Source organism: Streptomyces sp. NPDC088706 (assembly GCF_044752765.1).
Classification (GTDB): domain Bacteria; phylum Actinomycetota; class Actinomycetes; order Streptomycetales; family Streptomycetaceae; genus Streptomyces.
In genome coordinates this window covers 336,803-356,718 of the sequence record NZ_JBIVLW010000002.1, presented here as the reverse complement: position 1 = coordinate 356,718, position 19,916 = coordinate 336,803, and the positions used below count along the sequence as shown (strand labels likewise).

General features: G+C 72.2%; 17 protein-coding genes. 3 read left to right on the top strand and 14 right to left on the bottom strand.

The window, feature by feature from the left end:
• Positions 1 to 129: 129 nt before the first annotated feature.
• Positions 130 to 1,107: a helix-turn-helix domain-containing protein gene (locus ACIQAK_RS07205; protein WP_366387292.1), complete on the bottom strand. Its 978-nt coding sequence runs from the start codon at positions 1,105 to 1,107 to the stop codon at positions 130 to 132.
• Between the two features lie 86 nt (positions 1,108 to 1,193).
• On the opposite strand from ACIQAK_RS07205, the gene ACIQAK_RS07200 reads away from it, so the two are divergent.
• Positions 1,194 to 2,420 (top strand): MFS transporter, encoded by a 1,227-nt coding sequence (locus tag ACIQAK_RS07200; protein ID WP_366387291.1) that lies wholly within the window; start codon positions 1,194 to 1,196, stop codon positions 2,418 to 2,420.
• 83 nt (positions 2,421 to 2,503) lie between these two features.
• Positions 2,504 to 3,067, top strand: coding sequence for a sugar O-acetyltransferase (locus tag ACIQAK_RS07195; RefSeq protein ID WP_366387807.1), 564 nt, complete (start codon positions 2,504 to 2,506; stop codon positions 3,065 to 3,067).
• An 82-nt stretch (positions 3,068 to 3,149) separates the two neighbouring features.
• Here ACIQAK_RS07195 and ACIQAK_RS07190 read toward each other — a convergent pair whose 3' ends face one another.
• The 5 genes from ACIQAK_RS07190 to ACIQAK_RS07170 all read right to left on the bottom strand — a co-directional run bounded on the left by ACIQAK_RS07190 (position 3,150) and on the right by ACIQAK_RS07170 (position 7,980).
• Positions 3,150 to 3,656, bottom strand: a complete 507-nt coding sequence (locus ACIQAK_RS07190) for a DUF4265 domain-containing protein (RefSeq protein ID WP_366387290.1) — start codon at positions 3,654 to 3,656, stop codon at positions 3,150 to 3,152.
• 261 nt (positions 3,657 to 3,917) lie between these two features.
• Positions 3,918 to 6,119 carry a hypothetical protein gene (locus ACIQAK_RS07185; protein WP_366387289.1) on the bottom strand — a complete coding sequence of 734 codons (2,202 nt, stop codon included), beginning with the start codon at positions 6,117 to 6,119 and terminating at the stop codon, positions 3,918 to 3,920.
• Positions 6,120 to 6,293: 174 nt separating this feature from the next.
• A complete protein-coding gene (locus ACIQAK_RS07180; protein ID WP_366387288.1) occupies positions 6,294 to 6,785 on the bottom strand; it encodes a DUF6113 family protein in 492 nt (163 codons plus the stop codon).
• Entirely contained in the window at positions 6,782 to 7,666 is an 885-nt protein-coding gene (mshB, locus tag ACIQAK_RS07175; protein ID WP_366387287.1) for an N-acetyl-1-D-myo-inositol-2-amino-2-deoxy-alpha-D-glucopyranoside deacetylase, read from the bottom strand. Before mshB ends, ACIQAK_RS07180 begins: the two co-directional genes overlap by 4 nt.
• Before the next feature lie 119 nt (positions 7,667 to 7,785).
• A complete protein-coding gene (locus ACIQAK_RS07170) occupies positions 7,786 to 7,980 on the bottom strand; it encodes a hypothetical protein (RefSeq protein ID WP_015611142.1) in 195 nt (64 codons plus the stop codon).
• Between the two features lie 170 nt (positions 7,981 to 8,150).
• On the opposite strand from ACIQAK_RS07170, the gene ACIQAK_RS07165 reads away from it, so the two are divergent.
• Positions 8,151 to 10,277: a prolyl oligopeptidase family serine peptidase gene (locus tag ACIQAK_RS07165; RefSeq protein ID WP_366387286.1), complete on the top strand. Its 2,127-nt coding sequence runs from the start codon at positions 8,151 to 8,153 to the stop codon at positions 10,275 to 10,277.
• An 18-nt stretch (positions 10,278 to 10,295) separates the two neighbouring features.
• On the opposite strand, the gene ACIQAK_RS07160 is transcribed toward ACIQAK_RS07165, so the two are convergent.
• From ACIQAK_RS07160 to ACIQAK_RS07125, 8 genes are all read right to left on the bottom strand, one after another.
• Positions 10,296 to 11,357 (bottom strand): hypothetical protein, encoded by a 1,062-nt coding sequence (locus ACIQAK_RS07160; RefSeq protein WP_366387285.1) that lies wholly within the window; start codon positions 11,355 to 11,357, stop codon positions 10,296 to 10,298.
• Positions 11,358 to 11,556: 199 nt separating this feature from the next.
• On the bottom strand, positions 11,557 to 12,801 hold the full coding sequence (locus tag ACIQAK_RS07155; RefSeq protein ID WP_366387284.1) for a dipeptide ABC transporter ATP-binding protein: 1,245 nt from the start codon (positions 12,799 to 12,801) through the stop codon (positions 11,557 to 11,559).
• A complete protein-coding gene (locus ACIQAK_RS07150) occupies positions 12,791 to 13,768 on the bottom strand; it encodes an ABC transporter ATP-binding protein (protein WP_366387283.1) in 978 nt (325 codons plus the stop codon). The genes ACIQAK_RS07155 and ACIQAK_RS07150 overlap by 11 nt, the downstream gene beginning before the upstream one ends.
• 13 nt (positions 13,769 to 13,781) lie before the next feature.
• Positions 13,782 to 14,759 carry an ABC transporter permease gene (locus ACIQAK_RS07145; RefSeq protein WP_366387282.1) on the bottom strand — a complete coding sequence of 326 codons (978 nt, stop codon included), beginning with the start codon at positions 14,757 to 14,759 and terminating at the stop codon, positions 13,782 to 13,784.
• A complete protein-coding gene (locus ACIQAK_RS07140) occupies positions 14,752 to 15,675 on the bottom strand; it encodes an ABC transporter permease (protein WP_366387281.1) in 924 nt (307 codons plus the stop codon). Before ACIQAK_RS07140 ends, ACIQAK_RS07145 begins: the two co-directional genes overlap by 8 nt.
• Before the next feature lie 241 nt (positions 15,676 to 15,916).
• The gene (locus tag ACIQAK_RS07135; RefSeq protein WP_366387280.1) at positions 15,917 to 17,548 is read right to left on the bottom strand and encodes an ABC transporter substrate-binding protein; all 1,632 of its coding nucleotides are present in this window, start codon (positions 17,546 to 17,548) and stop codon (positions 15,917 to 15,919) included.
• Between the two features lie 164 nt (positions 17,549 to 17,712).
• Positions 17,713 to 18,855: a dipeptide ABC transporter ATP-binding protein gene (locus tag ACIQAK_RS07130; RefSeq protein ID WP_366387279.1), complete on the bottom strand. Its 1,143-nt coding sequence runs from the start codon at positions 18,853 to 18,855 to the stop codon at positions 17,713 to 17,715.
• A complete protein-coding gene (locus ACIQAK_RS07125) occupies positions 18,848 to 19,906 on the bottom strand; it encodes an ABC transporter ATP-binding protein (protein WP_366387278.1) in 1,059 nt (352 codons plus the stop codon). Before ACIQAK_RS07125 ends, ACIQAK_RS07130 begins: the two co-directional genes overlap by 8 nt.
• Positions 19,907 to 19,916 lie beyond the last annotated feature (10 nt).

Here is a 19,916-nt window from a genome sequence, read left to right as displayed (position 1 = left end):
AAATTGCCACAACGATGAGCACCGCCAACAGTCACCGATGTCACGACTCAAACAGGCGCGCGACCCATGCGGACCGCATCGCCTTCCGGTGACTTCGCAGCTGCGGGCGGGGGCGCGGGCGGGGCGCGTTCAGCCCGCGGCGCGTACCAACCCGTTTCCCGCCGCTGTCCGGAAATACAGCACGGACCGGCCGTCCCGGCGGCGGCGTACCAGCCCCGCGTCCAGCAGAACCCGCAGGTGACGCCCCACCGACCCCAGTCCCTGGCCGGTCAGCGTGACGAGCTGGGTGGTGCTCAGCGGCGAGGCCAGCAGAACGAGGACGACCGCCCGCGCCGGGCCGATCAACGCCCCCAGTGCCTGCGGTACGGGGGTACGGCCGGTGTCGGCGAGCGCGCCCGAGCAGGGGTACACCACGCCGTAGCGGTACGGGATGTCCCAGCAGACCCAGCCCACATCGGCGGTGACGGGGGTGAACACCAGCTGGGCACCGCCCAGTTCACGCGGCGGGTTGTCGTAGGTGTTGATCTGGAGCCGGCTCTCCCCCAGCCACCGCATCCCCGGCCGCATCGCGTCGAGCGCCTGCGCCCAGCCGCCCCGGCTCAACTGGGCGGCCCGGGCGATCACATCGGCCTCCAGAACCCGGCGCCGGGCGGGCCACTCCGGCAGCACCGCGTGCGTCCACACCCACTCCACGACATCGGCGCTCCGCCGCGCCAGATCGTCCCGGTCCAGCGCGGCGGGCAGCGGCCCGCCGAGGCTCTGGACGAGATCGGCGCGGGCCACGTCCGGCGGCGTCGCCCGGACCCGTGCCAGCTCCCGGGTGAAGGTGTCCGGCTCCTGGCCGGCGGGCGGAGGGACGGGGGCAGGGGTGAGGAAGTCGGCGCTCCAGCGGGAGGTGAAGGCGGAGCGGATGATCCGGGCCGAGAGCGGATCCCCGGATCGGAGCCGCCGGTAGGCGGGGAGCCACCGCTCCAGCCAGGCGCGCTCCCGCGGATGCGCGGCGACGGCCCGCTCCAGGGTCCTCAGACTCGCCAGGGCCTCCGCCAGCGGGGAGACGACGAAGCGGCTGTTCGCGAGCGTGTCCGCGCTGATCTGCCACCAGCCCATGGGCCACCCTCGGCGTCGGGAAGTCGTTGTTTCGCCTCTGCGCGAAAGAGTAACGGGCCCGCCGGGCACCGTCCCAGACTCCGCTGATGCGCACCTACCGCGAACTCTTCCGCACCCCGGAGTTCCTCCCCCTCTTCACGACCGCCTCCGTGCAGGTGGCGGCCCAGACCACGGCCGGTCTCGCCCTCGGCACCCTCGTCCACGCGTCGACCGGCTCACCGCTGCTGTCGGCGCTGGCCATGTTCGGTCCGTCCCTGGCCCAGGTCGCCGGAGCCCTCACCCTGCTGTCGGCGGCGGACCGGCTGCCGCCGCGCGGTGCGCTGACCGGCCTGGCGCTGCTGTTCGCGCTCGGCACCGGCGTACAGGCCGTCCCCGGGCTGCCGCTGTGGGCAGCCTTCGCCGTCCTGCTGGCCCTCGGGGTCGCCTCCTCGCTGGGCGGCGGGGTGCGGTACGGGCTGCTCAACGAGATCGTTCCGGAGCGGGGCTTCCTGCTCGGCCGCTCCGTGTTCACCATGTCGGTGGGCACCATGCAGATCCTCGGGTTCGCGGTCGGCGGGGTGCTGGTGACCACTCTCTCGGCTCGGGGCACCCTGCTGGTCGGCGCGGCGCTGTACGTCCTCGCCGCGGCCCTCGCCCGGTTCGGGCTCACGGCCCGGCCGCCCCGCGCCACCGGCCGGGCCTCGGTCCGGGAGACCTGGCGGAGCAACGCGGTGCTCTGGTCGTCCGCACCCCGGCGCTCGGTGTACCTCGCCCTGTGGGTGCCCAACGGGCTGGTGGTGGGGTGTGAGTCCCTGTTCATCGCCTACGCGCCCGAGCACGCCGGGCTCCTCTTCGCCTGCGGGGCGCTGGGGATGCTGACCGGGGACGCGCTGGTCGGCCGGTTCGTGCCGGAGCGGTGGCGGGCCCGCCTCGGCAGTCCGCTGCGGGTGCTGCTGGCCGCCCCGTACCTGGCGTTCGCGCTGAGCCCCGGGCTGCCCGTGGCGGTGGTGGCGGTGGGGCTGGCGAGCACCGGGTTCAGCGCGAGCCTGCTGCTCCAGGAACGGCTGATGGCCCTCACCTCCAAGGAGCTGAGCGGTCACGCGCTGGGGCTGAGCTCATCGGGGACGCTCGCGATGCAGGGCGTGGGCGCCGCCGTCGCGGGCACCATCGCCCAGCTGACCTCGCCCGCGACCGGGATGGCGGCGGTCGCGGCGCTCTCGCTGGTGGTGACGCTGGTCCTGGCGCCGGGAATACGGGCAGGACAGGGGACGGGCTCCCCAGGCAGACTGCACCGGGACGGATCACCCCGTACGAAGGAGACGACCACCTCGTGAGCAGCCAGGACGATCTGACCACCGGCCCGCGGGCCACCCCCTCGTCCGGCGCCGAGAAGGCCCCGCGCAGCCAGCGCGAGGCCATGCTCGCGGGCGAGCCCTACCTCGCCGACGACCCGGAGATCGCGGCGGACGCCCTGCGCTCGGCACTCCTGAACGAGCGCTTCAACGCCACGTCGGCCGGCGATCCGGAGGCCCGCCGCGCGGCTCTGGCCGAGCTGCTGGGCGAGCTGGGCGAGCACGCCGAGATCCGGCCGCCGCTGCGGGTGGACTACGGCCACCGGATCACCCTGGGCCCGAGGTCGTTCGTGAACTTCGGGGCGGTGTTCCTGGACGTCGCCCGCATCACGATCGGCGCCGACGTCCAGATGGGTCCGAACGTGCAGCTCCTCACCCCGACCCACCCCATCGACCCCGAGCCGCGCCGCGCCAAGTGGGAGGCCGCGGAGCCGATCACGATCGGGGACAACGTGTGGCTGGGCGGCGGGGTGATCGTCTGCCCGGGGGTGAGCATCGGGGAGAACACCGTGGTGGGCGCGGGGGCGGTGGTCACGAAGGACCTGCCGGCGAATGTGGTCGCGGTGGGCAACCCGGCCCGGGTGATCCGGAAGATCGGGGACGAGGAGACGGGGACCTCGGCCTCGTAGCCGTAACCGCAGGGGCGTGGACCGGGACGGATCAGCCGCCGGCCTCGGGCCCGGTCCACGACCGCGACCCGCGCCCGGGGCCCTAGGCCGCCCGCCACGCGTCCGTGGCGCACCCGACCTCGAAGTGCCACCACCCCTCGTCCCGGCCGCGGACCAGCAGCTCCTTGATCGCCCGGAGGTCCGCGCCACCCGGCACGGTGAACGCGACCAGGGGAAGGTCCGCGCTGAAGACCTCGCCGCCCAGCCCGAACGGCGCGAACCGCTCGTGCACGGCGCGGGCGTCCCGGCCGAGCGGGCCGTCCGGCACGGGCAGCACCCTGACGGTGCAGTTGCCGGAATCGGCGACCCGTTCGACGGACCAGTGCACCCCGTCCGCGTCGGTCGTGAACCGTACGGTCTCGCCCTCGGCGACCCCGTCCTGGAGGAAGGGCACGTTGTCGACCCGGGCGGTGTCGGCGCTCAGCCGGGTCGCCCACAACCCCTCGGTGTCGTACGGCAGCCAGTCCTCACGCGGTACGCAGCGGAACCAGACCTTGATCTGCCGGCCGACGTCCTGGGGCGGGCGCCACGGACCGCCGGGCGAGCTCATGGCCCCATGGTCCCCCTTGTGCCGGACCGCCGCTCGCCCGGCCCGGCCGCGGCACGCCGCCATGCACCGGGCGGGACTTCGGCTGCGCTCGCTCCCCCTTGCCTCCGGTCCGACGGCTTCCCGGAGCCGGCTGCCCGAACGCCGTCCCGCTCGGCGGCAACCGCCCCTACGAGCACATGACGGTCCCGTTCACCGGGCCGCCCCCGGCCGGAGTGTCCGGTCGGGGGCGGCGGGTGGTGCTGGCGGGGTACGGCCGGGGGCTCAGCCCTCGCCCGTCAGGTCGATGGTGACCGTGCGCTCCGCCGGGGTCTTCCCGGTGAGGGCCGTCTTCATCGCCTGTGCCACGTCGTCCGCGCCGACCGGGTGCTGCTCGCCGTCGGCCTTGACCGCCGTGATGCCGTCGAAGACGCCGTCCAGAAGGGTGTCGATCGCTTTCTTGTCGTAGACGTCGACCAGCCGGCCGTCGACGGCCTTCATGGACAGGATCTGCGGCAGCGACCGCGCCGGGCCGAACTGGATCTGCTTCGGGCCCGCCTTGATGGTGATCAGGCCGGACATCGCGGGCTCGGCGAACTCCTTCATCGCCCGGGTCAGTTCGGCCTGGGTGACGGTGGGCTCCCTGGTGGCGACGGGCAGTTCGACCACCCCGGCCTGCCCGGTCTGCACCTGGGCGCGGTAGGCGTCGCGGACGGAGATCAGCGACTGGCCGACGTCCAGGGTCTTGCCGGGCTTGCCCGGCACCGCGACCGCCTTGTTCGGCTCGAACCGGATCGTGCCGTCCTGGGACGAGCCGGCGACGCCCGCCAGATCGGTCAGCGCGACGCCGAGCTTCTCCTCGTCGACCGGGATCACCGGGTCGGCCGCGCGCTCCCCGCCGAACAGCGAGCCGATCACCGAGACCGGGTTGTAGTCGCTGCCCGCGGCACCGCGCACGGTCTCCTGGCTGTCCAGGGTGAGACCGGCCTTCTCCGGGTCCAGCTTCTGCGCATTGCCGTCCACGGACAGCGTCAGCGACGCCTGGGCCCGCTCGCCGAGGGAGGCCTCCAGCTTGGTGACCGCCTCCTCCTTCGTGCCGCCGCCGATGTCGACGCCGAGCACCGTGGTGCCCTTGGGGACCTCGGAGTGGTTCAGCAGGAGGCCGGCGCCGTAGGCGATGCCGAGCAGCACGATCGCGGCCACGCCGAGGAGGACCAGCTTGGAGCGGCCCTTCTTCGCGGGGGCGGGCGCGGGTGCCGGGCGGGCCGTGGCGGGGCCGGGCGCGGACACGCCGGGGCCGCCGGGGCCGCCCGGTCCTCCCGGGAACGGGCCGCCGGGGCCGCCGAAGCCCCCGGGGCCGCCCGCCCCGTCCGGCCGGCCCGGGAACGACGAGCGGGGCTCGCTGGGCACCACGGGGATGCCGCTGGTCAGCGTGTCCCCCGAGACATGGCCGCCGGGCCCGGAGTCGGGCGCGAGGGACTGCGGCGTCAGGATCGCGGTGTCGTCGGAGAGGCGGGGCGGTACGCCGCCGGGGGTGCCCGGGACCATCGGGCCGGGGCCGCCGAGGCCCGGGACGCCGTCGAGGTTGGGCGTGAGCGACGAGGTGCCGGTGACCGGGCCCGTGGTGGGGCCGGACGGACCGGGCGTACGGACCCCGGGGTCGGGCGCGGAGCGCGGGCCCGCACCGGGGGGCTCCGTGCTGTAGCCGTCCAGGGCGCTGCCGGGGCCCGGGATGCCGGAGCCGGACGTGCCGGGGCCGTTGCCGGGCCGGGGCACGGCGTCCGAGAAGTACGGCAGGTCGGGGCGTGCCTGGCCGGCGTCGTCGGGGCCGCCGAGGGACCCCGGGCCGCCCGGACCGGTGCCGCCCGCGCCGAGCGGGCCGGGACCACCGGCACCCGCACCGCCGGAGCCAGGCGCACCGCCGGAGCCCGGACCGGTCGCACCGCCGGAGCCCGGCGCGCCGCCCGCGCCGAAAGCCGGTGCGGGAGCGGGTGCCGGGTTCTTGCGCGGGGCGAACCAGTCGCTCCCGCTCTTCGCCCTGCCCGGCTCATCGGCGGAGGACGGCTCGGCGGGCCCGCCGCCGTCCCGGCCCGGCGAGGGCGAGGAGGCGGCCGGGCCACCGGACGTACCGGTTGCGCCCGAACCGCCGCCCGCCGGGCCCGCGGGCGGTGGCGTGCCGGGGCGCAGCGTGCTGCCGGTGCGCTCCGCGTCGGGGCGGCCGGTGGCGATGTCGCTCTCGGCCATCGGCGTACGCATCACGACCGGCGGGATCGGGCGTGACCCGGGGATGTTGATCCGGATGCGCGTCGTCAGCGTCGTCTCGGTCTTCGGCTCGTCGGGCCGGGGCGGATCGACGGATTCCGGGGTCTCGTCCGAGCCGTCCGGCGACGGATACTGGCGGGATCCGTACGGCGGCGTACCCGACGGGTACGCGGCTCCACCGCGCCCCTGGGGCCCGGAGGACGAACTGTCAGTTTCACGACTCAAAGCAGGTTCTCCCGATTGGCTCCGCCGCCCGTACTTCCCCCATGCCGCAGGCCAGGGGACGGCTCGGCGCGCGCACCACCATACTGGCCGCCGCCGTCGGACACTCCGCGACCGGGGAAACCTCCACCTCGGCATGACACCTGTGGGGGGCATTCCGGGCGCGGACTTAGCACTTCAGATACCGGACCGGCCGTTACGGGTGGCTGATTGCGGCACTTTCGATGTGGTGGCGCACATCACAGCGGCGGCGGTCCCGCCGAGCATGAAGAGCACCAGGCCGAGTTCGTCGCCGAAGACGTAGTCGCCTTCCGGCCGGCCCGACAACAGGACGAACACCGTGATGAACCAGCCGACCGCCGGGGCCAGCGCGCCGATCTGCGTCCCGGTCAGGATGCGGCCGCCGTAGAAGAGGCCTGCCGAGCCCAGCAGGGCGATGACCAACCCGCCCGGGAACCACGCCGCTTGGACGAGCGTCCCGGCGAGCGCGACGAGGGCCCCGAGCACGGCGAGAGCGAGGCAGCCCGCGATCCGGGCCGGGTTCGGCCGGGCGGTGAGGCCGGTGCCTCCGGGCACCCTGGGGGGTGTGGTACGCGGTGCGTCGGGACGCGGTGCGTCGGCGCGCGGTGCGCGGGCGCGGTCGCGGTCCTTGCCGGGGTTCTCGCTCACGCGCCCACCCCCGCGAACAGATCGTCCTCCCGCGTTCCCCCGCCGACCCCCGCGACGCCCCGCACCAGCTGGTAGTACTCCGTCGTCAGCAGCGGCTGGCCCAGGTCGTTGGAGAGGGCGAAGAAGGGGCCGTCCACCACGATCTGGGTCGCATGGGCGCGCATCGCCGCCGCCTTCGCCCCGGCGTACGCCGATCCGTCGATCTCCGCGGTGATCTCGTCGCCGCCGACCACTCCGGGGACGTCGCCCACGGCCGCGACACCGCCGAAGGCTTCCGGTGCCGTGGTGCGCAGGCGGTCGAAGGCGGCCTCGGCCACGGCCCGCTCCACCCGGTTCCAGTAGATCTTGGCGATGGTGTGCGGGGCGTCGGAGCCGTACGACGGGTCGGCGGCCAGGTCGGCGGCGCGCATCGCGACCCGGTGGGCCTGGATGTGGTCGGGGTGGCCGTAGCCGCCGTCCGGGTCGTAGGTGACCAGGACCTGGGGACGGACCTCCCGGATCACCTCCACGAGGGGGGCGGCCGCCTCGTCCACCGGGGTGGACCAGAAGGCGCCGGGGCGCTCGTTCTGTTCGGTGCCCATCATCCCGGAGTCCCGGAACCGGCCCGCGCCGCCGAGGAAGCGGTGGTCGGTGACGCCGAGCTCCTGCATCGCCGCGGCCAGCTCGCCCACGCGATGGGGGCCGAGGGCGTCGTCCCGGTCGGCGGCGAGGCGGGCGAGGGCGGGCGGGATGACCTCGCCCTCCTCGCCCAGCGTGCACGTCACCAGCGTGATGTGGGCGCCTTCGGCCGCGTACCTGGCCATGGTGGCGCCGTTGTTGATCGACTCGTCGTCGGGGTGCGCGTGCACCAGCAGCAGACGGCGGGCGGGGAGGTCCTTCATGGGGACCACCCTACGAGCCCGGCGGGCCCCGGTGTCCCCCGCTCCCCGCCGACCGTCTCAACCGCGGGCGTACCCGGTCGGAAAGCGGGTACACGCGGTCGGAAGGCGAGTGCACACGGTCAGAACTTGATGCTGCCGATCATCCCCGCCACGTTGGACGTCAGGTCCGAGATGGTCGGCGCGACGGACGAGCTGGCGATGTAGAACCCCAGCAGCATGCAGACCACCGCGTGTCCGCCCTTCAGTCCGGATTTCCGGATCAGCAGGAAGACGATGATCGCCAGCAGCACCACCGCCGAAATCGAGAGCGCCACGGCGGTTCACCTCCATCAGTACGGTCGGGACGGGGACACGGGGAGACACGGAGCCGACGGGTTCTTACCCACCGAGCGCTACGGATCATAACTTTCCGTGCCACCGCATTGATCGGGGCACAGCAGCACGAGGGGCGCACGGACCGCTGCGCGCGGCTAAGTTCGGAGCCATGACCTCGACGAAGCCGTCCTTTCCCCGCCAGCACGCACGGACCCAGCGGTTCACTCTGGGCGCACCGCGCGCCTTCACCGTCTCACCGGATGAGACGCGGGTGATCTTCCTGCGCTCCACCTCGGGCATCGACCGGACCAACCGGCTCTGGGTGCTCGATCCGGCCTCCGGGGAGGAGCGGCTCGTCGCCGATCCCGAGGCGCTGCTGGGCGGTTCGGCGGAGAGGCTGTCGCCGCAGGAGCGGGCCCGGCGGGAGCGGACCCGGGAGGGGTCGGCCGGCATCGTCTCCTACGCGGTGGACGCGGCGGCGGAGTTGGCCGCCTTCGCCCTGTCCGGGAAGGTGTACGTGGCCGAGTTGCGGGCCGGGACGGCGCGGGCGCTGCCGGTGCCGGGCCCGGTGATCGACCCGCGGCCCTCCCCCGACGGGCGCCGCATCGCGTACGTGTCCAGGGGCGCGCTGCGGATCGTGGGCGCCGAGGGCGAGGGTGACCGGGCGCTGGCGGAGCCCGAGGACGCCCATGTCACCTACGGTCTGGCCGAGTTCGTCGCGGCCGAGGAGATGCACCGCTTCCGGGGCTTCTGGTGGTCGCCGGATTCGGACCGGCTGCTGGTCGCGCGGGCCGACGACAGCCCCGTACAGCGGTGGTTCATCGCCGATCCCGCGCACCCTGAGCGCAAGCCGGCCGAGGTGGCCTATCCGGCGGCCGGGACGCCCAACGCCGAGGTGCGGCTCTTCGTGGTGGACCTGGAGGGGGCCCGCCGGGAAGTGCTCTGGGACCGGGCGGCGTTCCCGTACCTGGCCCAGGTCCACTGGTCCTCCGCCGGTGCCCCGCTGCTGCTCGTGCAGGCCCGTGACCAGCGCAGTCAGCGGTATCTGACGGTGGACCCGGAGTCCGGGGAGACCCGGGTGGTCCATGTGGACGAGGACCCGGTGTGGCTGGATCTGTTCGGCGGGGTGCCCGCGTGGGCGCCGGACGGACGGCTCGTGCGGATCGCGGACGAGGGCGGCGCGCGGGTGCTGGCCGTCGGTGACCGGCCGCTGACCGGGGCCCAGTTGCAGGTCCAGGCGGTGCTGGACATCGGTGCGTCGGACATCCTGGTCTCCGCGGTGGCGGGCGAGGAGGCCGAGGCGCCGGAGACCGGCGAGAGCCATGTGTACCGGGTCAACGAGCTGGGAATCGAGCGGATTTCCGAGGGGGTGGGTGTGCACTCCGCGGTCCGCGCGGGCGACCTGACGGTACTGGTCTCGGCCACCCCGGACGAGCCCGGATCGGCCGCCTGGGTCGTCCGGGACGGCAAGCGGCTGGTCCGGATCGCGAGCCACGCCCAGGAGCCGGTGCTCTCCGCCCGGGTCACGCTCACCGAGGGGGGCGCACGCCGCATTCCATGCGCCGTGCTGCTTCCGTCGGACTACCAGGAATCGGATGGTCCGCTTCCGGTGCTGATGGATCCGTACGGCGGGCCGCACGGCCGCCGGGTGGTCGCCGCCCACAACGCGCACCTCACCTCGCAGTGGTTCGCGGACCAGGGCTTCGCGGTGATCGTGGCGGACGGGCGCGGCGCGCCGGGCCGCTCGCCCGCCTGGGAGAAGGCCGTGCGGGACGACTTCGTGCTCACCCTGGACGACCAGATCGAGGCCCTGCACGCGCTCGCCGAGCGGTTCCCGCTGGATATGGACCGGGTCGCCATCCGGGGCTGGTCGTACGGGGGTTACCTTTCCGGGCTCGCGGTGCTGCGGCGCCCCGACGTCTTCCACGCGGCCGTGGTGGGCGCCCCGGTGACGGACTGGCGGCTCTACGACACGCACTACACCGAGCGCTATCTCGGCGACCCGGCCGCGCAGCCCGAGGTGTACGCGTACAACGCCCTGATGACCGACGACGGGCTCTCCCACGCCGCCGAGCAGGTGCGGCCCATGATGATCGTCCACGGGCTCGCGGACGACAACGTGGTGGTCGCGCACGCGCTGCGGCTCTCCTCGGCGCTGCTGGCGGCCGGGCGGCCGCACGAAGTGCTGCCGCTGAGCGGGGTGACCCACATGACGCCCCAGGAGCAGGTCGCGGAGAACCTGCTGCTGCTCCAGGTGGACTTCCTCAAGCGGTCGCTGGGGCTGTCCCGCCCCTGAGCCGTGGGGCCGGCCCCCTCACCAGCCCGGGGGCGGGGACGCGGGCGGCGGCGGAGGGGCGAAGCTGCCGCCCTGCGGGGGGCCTGGGGCCGTGGCGCGCGGATGGGGGCTGCCCTGCCCCGGCGGGGCGGAACCCGGCCCGGGTACGGCCCAGCCGCCCGGGCCCCCGCCCTCCGGGGTCCGCTCCGCACCCGCCAGGGCTAGGGCGGCGAGCACGGCCAGGCCGGCGAAGAAGGAGAACAGCCAGGTCACCAGGTGCAGCTGGTTCTCCACGTCCAGGTCGGTGAACCGCTCGTACAGCTCGTAGTGCACGATCCGGGCGATGCCCAGCACCCCGGAGGCGAGCACGAAGGCGCCCGCGAGCAGGCCCAGCGGCCGGGCGTGGACGGCGCGTGCGAGGGCGGCGAAGGCGGCCCAGAGGCAGAGGGCGACGAGCACGGCGGTGGCCCAGCCGGGCGGCGCCTCGGTCAGCGGGATGCTCAGGGGCGCGCCGCCGGTGAACCAGGCGGGGTAGAGCTCGTCCGGGAGGACGAACGGCTGCCGGATCTCCCAGGCGGCGAAGACCACCGCCGTGGCGCCCAGCAGCAGGAAGGTGATGACCGCGGCGCCGAGTGCCGGCCGGCCGGGGCGCGGCTCGCGGCCGTCCTCCACGGGGTGCCGGCCCGCGGCCGCCGTGACGATCAGCGCGAGCCCGGCCGCCAGGGCGACGAAGGTGCCGATCAGCGCCCGGGTGCGGAGCTCGTCGGCGTACACGCCGTCCGTCCACGAGCCGATGGTCCAGGTGGCGGGCAGCCGGAGCGCGAAGGTGACGAGGCCGGTGGCGACCAGGACCGGGGCGGCGAGGGCGGAGCGGAGCGCGGCGACGGCGGCGAGGACGTACCCGACGAGCAGGAGGGCGGTGGTGTGCGAGGTGGCGGGCCGCATGGGCGTCCGGAAGTCGGCGTAGACCGCCCAGTGCTGCCACAGCTCGACCGGCCCGCCGGCTTCCCGCAGGTCGCGGACGATCCAGCCGAAGGCGATCAGCGCCGGCACCGCGCACAGGACGGCGCCGGTGATGCGTGCTCCCCGTGTGAGTCTCACCCCAGCGATACTCCACTGCCCGGCCGCGATCAACAAGAGGGCCCGGAGACACGGGAGTTGGGTAACCGGCCGGAGCGACAAGACGACGCTCCGGCCGGTCCACGGCACCCGCACGGCCGTACGCTGTTCAGCATGGAGCGTTCGTATATCGGTGTGACGACGGCTCAGTTGCCGACGTGTTAACGAACGCGGCGCCGGATCACGGTGCCCCGTCGTCCGGCTCCCCCGGCTCGGCCACGTCCTTGACGGGCCGGCCCCGCGTCGTCGTGCCCGGCGCCTCCACGTCCGGGCCCGGCGGACGCCCCGGGGTGCCGAGCTCGCCCTCCGGCGGCACCACGCGCTTCTCCTCCGCGAAGTGGCACGCCGAGTCGTGCCGCGCCGGGCTGTCCACGAGCCGGAACTCCGCGGGGACCGCCAGCAGCGGCACCTCCAGCTCGCACCGCTCCCGCGCCTTCCAGCAGCGGGTGCGGAAGCGGCAGCCCGAGGGGATGGCGGCGGGCGAGGGCACGTCACCGTGGAGGATGATCCGCTCCCGGTGGGCGCGGGCCTGCGGGTCCGGCACGGGGACGGCGGAGAGCAGCGCCTGCGTGTACGGGTGGGTGGGGTGGTCGTAGATCTCCGCGTCGGAGCCGATCTCCACGATCCGGCCGAGGTACATCACGCCGACCCGGTCGGAGATGTGCCGGACGATGGAGAGGTCGTGCGCGATGAAGACGAAGCTGAGGCTGAACTCGGCCTGGAGCCGGTCCAGCAGGTTGACGACCTGGGCCTGTACGGAGACGTCGAGCGCGGAGACCGGTTCGTCGGCGACGATGATCTCCGGGTTGAGGGCGAGGCCGCGGGCGATGCCGATGCGCTGGCGCTGACCGCCGGAGAACTGGTGCGGGTAGCGGTTGATGTACTCCGGGTTGAGCCCGACCACGTCCAGCAGGTCCTGGACGCGCCGGCGTCGGCTGCCCTTGGGGGCGACCTCGGGGTGGATCTCGTACGGCTCCCCGATGATGTCGCCGACCGTCATGCGTGGGTTCAGGGAGGTGTACGGGTCCTGGAACACCATCTGGATGTTGCGGCGTACGGCCTTCAGCGCCCGGCCGGACAGCTGGGAGATGTCCTCACCCCGGTAGCGGATCGTCCCGGCGGTGGGGCGCTCCAGGTGGACCAGCGTCCGGGCGACGGTCGACTTGCCGCAGCCGGACTCCCCCACGATGCCGAGGGTCTCGCCCGCGTGGAGGTCGAAGTCGACGCCGTCGACGGCCCGGACCGCGCCGATCTGCTTCTTGAAGAGGATGCCCTGGGTCAGCGGGTAGTGCTTGGCGAGGCCGCGGACCTGCAGGATCGGTTCGCCGTCCGGGTACGGCCTGCCGCCCGCCCCCGCCTCGGACAGCAGGGTGGAGCCCGCCGCGTCCCCGGCCGTCCCCCCGGTCCCCTCGCGGTCAGCGTGCATCGAGCGTCTCCTTCCAGAAGTGGCAGGCGCTCCGGCGCCGCTCGTCCACCTCGTAGAGCGGCGGCACATCGCTGCGGCACACGTCCCGCGCCATCGGGCAGCGGGGGTTGAACGCACAGCCGGGCGGGATGTGCAGCAGGTTGGGCGGCAGGCCCTTGATCGCGTAGAGCTCCTGGCCCTTCTGGTCCAGGCGCGGGATCGACCGGAGGAGGCCCCTGGTGTACGGGTGGGCGGGTGCCTGGTAGATCTCGTGGACGGGGGCGGTCTCCACGATCCGGCCCGCGTACATCACCGCGATCCTGTCGGCCACGTCCGCGACGACGCCGAGGTCGTGGGTGATCAGGATGAGGCCCATGTTCAGCTCGCGCTGGAGCTCGGCGAGCAGGTCCATGACCTGGGCCTGGACGGTGACGTCGAGGGCGGTGGTGGGCTCGTCGGCGATGATCAGGGACGGTTCCAGGGCCATCGCCATGGCGATCATGATGCGCTGGCGCATCCCGCCGGAGAACTGGTGCGGGTAGTTGCCCACCCGTTCCTTCGCGGCGGGGATGCGGACCCGGTCCATCAGCTCGACCGACCTGGTCCGGGCGTCCTTGCGGGACATGCCCCGGTGGACGACGAACATCTCGCCGAGCTGCTGGCCGACGGTGAGGACCGGGTTGAGCGAGGAGAGGGCGTCCTGGAAGATCATGGCCATCTCCTGGCCGCGGATCTTCCGGCGTTCCTCCGTCCTGAGCTTCAGCAGGTCCTGGCCCTTGAAGAGGATCTCGCCCCCGGCGATCCTCCCGGGCGGCATGTCGAGGATGCCCATGACCGCCTGCGCGGTGACGGACTTGCCGGAGCCGGACTCCCCGAGGACGGCGAGCGTCTCGCCCTCGGCCACCGAGTAGTCGACCCCGTTGACGGCCTTGGCGACGCCTTCGCGGGTGTGGAACTCCACGTGCAGATCGCGCACTTCGAGCAACATGGCAACCGGCTCCTCAGCGCAGCTTGGGGTCGAGGGCGTCGCGCACCGCGTCGCCGAGCATGATGAAGGCGAGCACGGTGATCGCCAGCGCTCCGGCGGGCCAGAGCAGCATGTGCGGGGCGTTGCGGATGTAGTCGGAGGCCGCGGAGATGTCGATGCCCCAGGAGACGGCCGGGTCCTTCAGGCCGACCCCGAGGAAGGAGAGGGTCGCCTCCAGTGAGATGTACGTGCCGAGTGCGATGGTCGCCACGACGATGACGGGGGCGATGGCGTTCGGGGTGATGTGGCGGAGCAGCATGCGGGAGTTGGAGGCGCCGAGCGCGCAGGCCGCCTGGACGTAGTCGTTCTGCTTGGCGGTGATCACCGAGCCGCGGGCGATGCGGGCGATCTGCGGCCAGCCGAGCAGGACGATGAAGCCGACGACGGGCCAGACGGTGGAGCTGGTGACGACGGAGAGGAAGACCAGGCCGCCGAGGATGACGGGGATGCCGAAGAAGACGTCGGTGACGCGGGAGAGGATCGAGTCCCACCAGCCCCCGAAGAAGCCCGCCAGACCGCCGAGCACGCTGCCGAGGAGCGCGACGCCGAGGGTGGCGCAGACACCGACGGTCACCGAGGTCCGGGTGCCGTACACGACGCGGGTGTAGACGTCCCGGCCCTGCGGGTCGAAGCCGAAGGGGTGGCCGGGCTCGGAGCCCTTCTGGGCGTCGTCCAGGTCGGCCTGGAGGGGGTCGCCGCCAGCGATGAGCGAGGGCCAGATCGCGATGACCACCAGGAAGAGGATGACCAGTGCGGAGATGATGAAGACCGGGTTGCGCCGCAGGTCGCGCCAGGCGTCCGACCAGAGGCTGCGCGGTCTGCCGGCCGGTCCGGTGCCTTCGGGGCCGCCGGGGGTCTTCTCCAGACTGGTGCCCTCCGCCATGGCGAGGTCCGTCGCGCCGCCGGCGCCCGCCTGGGAGATCGCTTCGTCCGGTGACTGCGGCTCAGGCATAGCGGATCCTCGGGTCGAGTACGGCGTACAGGAGGTCGACGATCAGGTTGGCCGCCAGGAAGACGAGGACCAGGATGGTGACGAACCCGACGACGGTCTGGGAGTTCTGGCGCAGGATGCCCTGGTAGAGCTGGTAGCCGACCCCGTGGATGTTGAAGATCCGCTCGGTGACGATGGCTCCGCCCATCAGGGCGCCCACGTCCGTACCGATGAAGGTGACGACGGGGATCAGGGAGTTGCGCAGCAGGTGCCGGACGACGACCCGGCGCCGGGGCAGGCCCTTGGCGACGGCGGTGCGTACGTAGTCGGCGCGGGCGTTCTCGGCGATCGAGGTCCGGGTGAGCCGGGTGACGTAGGCGAGCGAGACCGAGGCGAGGACGAGGCCGGGGACGAGCAGTTCGTCGATGGTGGGGTCCGGGGAGACCGAGGGCTTGATGATGCCCCACTCGACGCCGAGCAGGAGCTGGAGCAGCAGGCCGGTGACGAAGGTCGGGACGGCGATGACGATGAGGGTCAGGACCAGGACCGTGGTGTCGACGGGACGGCCGCGCCGCAGGCCGGTGACGACGCCGAGGCTGATGCCGATGACGATCTCGAAGACGATGGCGACGACGGTGAGCCGGATCGTGATGGGGAAGGCGGTGGCCATCAGCTCGGTGACCTTCTGCCCGTTGAACGCGGTGCCGAAGTCGCCGGTGAAGAGGTTCCCCATGTAGGTCAGGTATTGCTGCCATACCGGCTTGTCGAGGCCGAACTCGGAGCGCAGCTGGGCGGCGGTGGCCGGATCGCACTGGCGGTCGCCGCAGAGGCCCGCGATGGGGTCGCCCATCACGTTCACCATGAGGAAGATCAGCAGCGTGGTGCCGAAGAAGACGGGGATCATCTGCAGCAGCCGCCGGATCACATAACGTCCCATGGGGGCCTCCGGGGGGGTCGGGGCGAACGGGCGGACGGGGTGCCTTGCCGGGGCTCTGCGCGGCTTGCCGGGGCTCTGCGCGGCTTGCCGGGGCTCTGCGCGGGGAGGGATGCGGCGGGGAGGGATGGGCCGGTGGCCGGGGCGCGCGTCGGCGCCCCGGCCCCTCCGCCCCCTCGGCCTCAGCGGCCTCCGCGGCCCCAGCGGCCCCCACGGTCCCAGGGGTCCCAGGGGTCCCAGGGGGTCACTTGACCGTGATCTCCGTGTAGACCGGGACGCTGAACGGGTTCAGCTCGACGTTGTCGACCCGCTCCGAGTAGCCGGCGCTGCCGTTCTGGTACCAGAGCGGGATGGACGGCATCTGCTCGACGAGGACCTTCTCCGCTTCCTGGAAGGTGGTGATGGCCTTCGCCTTGTCGGTCTCGGCGTTCGCCCGGTCGACCAGGTCGTCGAACTTCTCGTCGGTCCACTTGCCGTCGTTGGACGGGGCGTTGGTGTAGTAGAGCGGCTGTAGGAAGTTCTGGATCAGCGGGTAGTCCATCTGCCAGCCGGCGCGCCAGGGGCCCGTCATCTTCTGGGTGGAGACCTGGCTGCGGAAGTCGGCGAAGGTGCCGACCGCACCGCCGACGCAGGCCTGGTTGTCGCCCATGACGTTGTTGATGCTGTTGCACACGGCGTCGACCCACTCCTTGTGGGAGCCGGTGTCCGCGTTGTACGAGATCTTCAGCTGGCCGCCGGGGATGCCGCCGCCCTCGTCGATCAGCTTCTTGGCCGCGGCCTTGTCGTACGTGCACTCCTTGCCGCAGAGCCCCTTCTTGAAGCCGCCCTCCGCACCGAGGACCGGGGAGGTCCAGTCGGAGGCGGGGGTGCGGGTCCTCCGGAAGATCTGGTCGGTGATCTGCGGCCGGTTGATCGCCATCGAGAGGCCCTGGCGGACCTTGCGGGCGTCGTCGGTGTCCCACTCCTTGTCGTAGAACGGGAAGGAGAGGGTCTGGATGATGCCGGCGGGGGTGTTGATGTACCGGTTGCCGAGGTCCTGCTCGACGTTCCTGAGCTGGGAGGCGGGCACGTCGTCGACGAGGTCGAGGTTGCCCGAGGTCAGGTCGGTGTAGGCGGTGTTGTTGGCGGTGAAGACCTTGAGGTCGACCCCGCCGTTCTTCGGCTTGTCGTCGCCGGGGTAGGCGTCCCACTTGCGCAGGTTCATCGAGGAGCCCTTGGCGTACGACTCGATGGTGTACGGGCCGTTGCCGACGGGCTTGGAGAGCCAGGCGTCGTGGTCGTCGTAGAAGGCCTTGGGCAGCGGCACGAAGGCCGAGTAGCCGAGGGTGTCGGGCCAGAGCGAGAACTTCTGGCTGAGCTTGGCGGTGAAGGTCAGTTCGTCGACGACCTTGAGGCCGGAGAGGGTGTCGGCGGAGGCCGAACCGGACTCGGGGTGGACCTCGTCGTAGCCCTCGATGTACTGGAAGAAGTAGGCGTTCTTCTGGTTGTTCTTCAGCGCCGCGCCGTAGTTCCAGGCGTCCACGAAGGACTTGGCGGTGACCTTCTCGCCGTTGGAGAAGGTCCAGCCGCTCTTGAGCTTGACCGTGAAGTTCTGGGCGTCGGTCGACTCGATGGACTCGGCGAGCATGTTCTGGGCCTCACCGGTCCTGGGGTCGTACCGGATGAGCCCACGGAAGACCATGTCGAGGACCTTGCCGCCCTGCACCTCGTTGGTGTTGGCGGGCTCCAGCGGGTTCTGCGGGTCACCCCAGGAGGAGCTGACGATCCCGTCGGCACCGCTGCCGCCGCCGTCGCCGCCCCCGCCGCCGCAGGCCGTCGCTGCCAGGGCGACGGCCACCGCACATGCGGCCCACCTGACCCGTGTGGCTCCGCGCATGAAGTGCCTCCTAGAGTCATTGAGTAGCTCAATGCCTCATATCACCCCATACCACCCGGCATCGCATGTGGGCTTACCCCGTACGAGCACGGGGCTGCCGGGCACGACGATGCCCGGCCCCCTCGGTGGGGACCGGGCATCCGACGTAGCTCTACCGGAAGCGGTTACGCCGCGTGCACGACGTCCTTCTCCTCGGCGAAGTGGCACGCCGACTCGTGCGCGGCCGGGGTCGCGCTCGCCACGAAGCGCTCGGGGATCGCCAGCAGCGGCTCCTCCGTCGCGCAGCGCTCCTCCGCCTTCCAGCACCGGGTGCGGAAGCGGCAGCCCGAGGGCGGGTTCGCCGGTGACGGAACGTCACCGGTGAGGATGATCCGCTCCCGGCCCTCACGCGCCGCCGGGTCCGGGACCGGGACCGCCGACAGCAGCGCCTGGGTGTAGGGGTGCGTCGGGTGGTCGTAGATCTGCGTGTCCGTGCCGATCTCGGCCATCTTGCCGAGGTACATGACGCCGACCCGGTCCGAGATGTGCCGCACGATGGAGAGGTCGTGCGCGATGAAGACGTAGGACAGGTTGAACTCGTCCTGGAGCTTCTCCATCAGGTTGATGACCTGCGCCTGCACCGACACGTCGAGCGCGGAGACCGGCTCGTCGCAGATGATGATCTCCGGGTTGAGCGCGAGGCCGCGGGCGATGCCGATGCGCTGGCGCTGACCGCCGGAGAACTGGTGCGGGTAGCGGTTGATGTACTCCGGGTTGAGCCCGACGACGTCCAGGAGCTCCTGGACCTTGCGGCGCCGGTCACCCTTGGGGGCCACCTCGGGGTGGATCTCGTAGGTCTCCCCGATGATGTCGCCGACCGTCATCCGCGGGTTCAGCGAGGTGTACGGGTCCTGGAACACCATCTGGATGTTCCGGCGTACGGCCTTCAGCGCCCGGCCGGACAGCTTGGTGATGTCCTGGCCCTTGTAGAAGACCTCGCCCGCGGTGGCCTTCTCCAGCGTCATGAGCAGCTTGGCGACGGTGGACTTGCCGCAGCCGGACTCGCCCACGATGCCGAGGGTCTCGCCCTGGTAGAGATCGAAGGAGATCCCGTCCACGGCCTTGACCGCACCGACCTGCTTCTTGAACAGGATGCCCTGGGTCAGCGGGAAGTGCTTGACCAGGTTGCGCACCTGGAGGATCGGCTCGCCCCGGCTCGCCGGCGCCTCGATGGCGGCCACGGCCTCCTCCTCGGTCGCGGCGTCCACGGTCTCCACGTCGGAAACGTTCGGGGTGGCGTCCAGGGGCTCCTTCTCGAGCTCAGCCATGGATCGTCTCCTTCCAGAAGTGGCACGCGCTGCCGCGGCCGACCAGCTCGAGGCCGTCCTGTTCGGTCACCGGGAACAGCGGCGGAACCTCCGTACGGCAGATGTCCTGCGCCTTCGGGCAGCGGGGGTTGAACGCGCAGCCCGTCGGGATACGCGTCAGGTTGGGCGGCAGCCCCTTGATCGCGTAGAGCTCCTGGCCCTTCTGGTCCAGGCGCGGGATCGAGTCCAGCAGGCCCTTGGTGTACGGGTGGGCGGGCCGGCTGTACAGCTCACCGACCGGGGCGGTCTCCACGATCCGTCCCGCGTACATCACGGCGATCTTGTCCGCGACGTCGGCGACCACGCCGAGGTCGTGGGTGATCAGGATCAGACCCATGTTGTACTCGCGCTGGAGCTCGGCCAGCAGGTCCATGACCTGGGCCTGCACCGTCACGTCGAGCGCGGTGGTCGGCTCGTCCGCGATGATCAGGTCCGGCTCCAGGGCCATCGCCATGGCGATCATGATGCGCTGGCGCATACCGCCGGAGAACTGGTGCGGGTAGTCCGAGATACGGGCCGCCGCCGCCGGGATCTTGACCTGGTCCATCAGCTCGATGGCCTTGGCGCGGGCCTCCTTCTTGGACAGCCCCTGGTGCACCCGGAACATCTCGCCGAGCTGGTAGCCCACGGTGAGGACCGGGTTCAGCGAGGACAGCGCGTCCTGGAAGATCATCGCGATCTTGCGGCCGCGGATCTTCCGGCGCTCCTCGTTGGACATCTTCAGCATGTCCTGGCCACGGAAGAGGATCTCGCCCTGCGTGATCTTCCCGGGCGGCATGTCCAGGATGCCCATGATGGTCTGCGCGGTCACGGACTTGCCGGAACCGGACTCGCCCAGCACCGCCAGGGTCTCGCCGGCGCTGATGGTGTAGTTGACACCGTTGACCGCCTTGGCGATGCCGTCGCGGGTGTGGAACTCCACGTGCAGGTCGCGGACGTCGAGCAGTGGACCTTCGCCACTCACGGACTCCCGCGGTGCGGGGACGTGAGCCGTCTTGTCGATGGTGGTCACGAACGCCTCC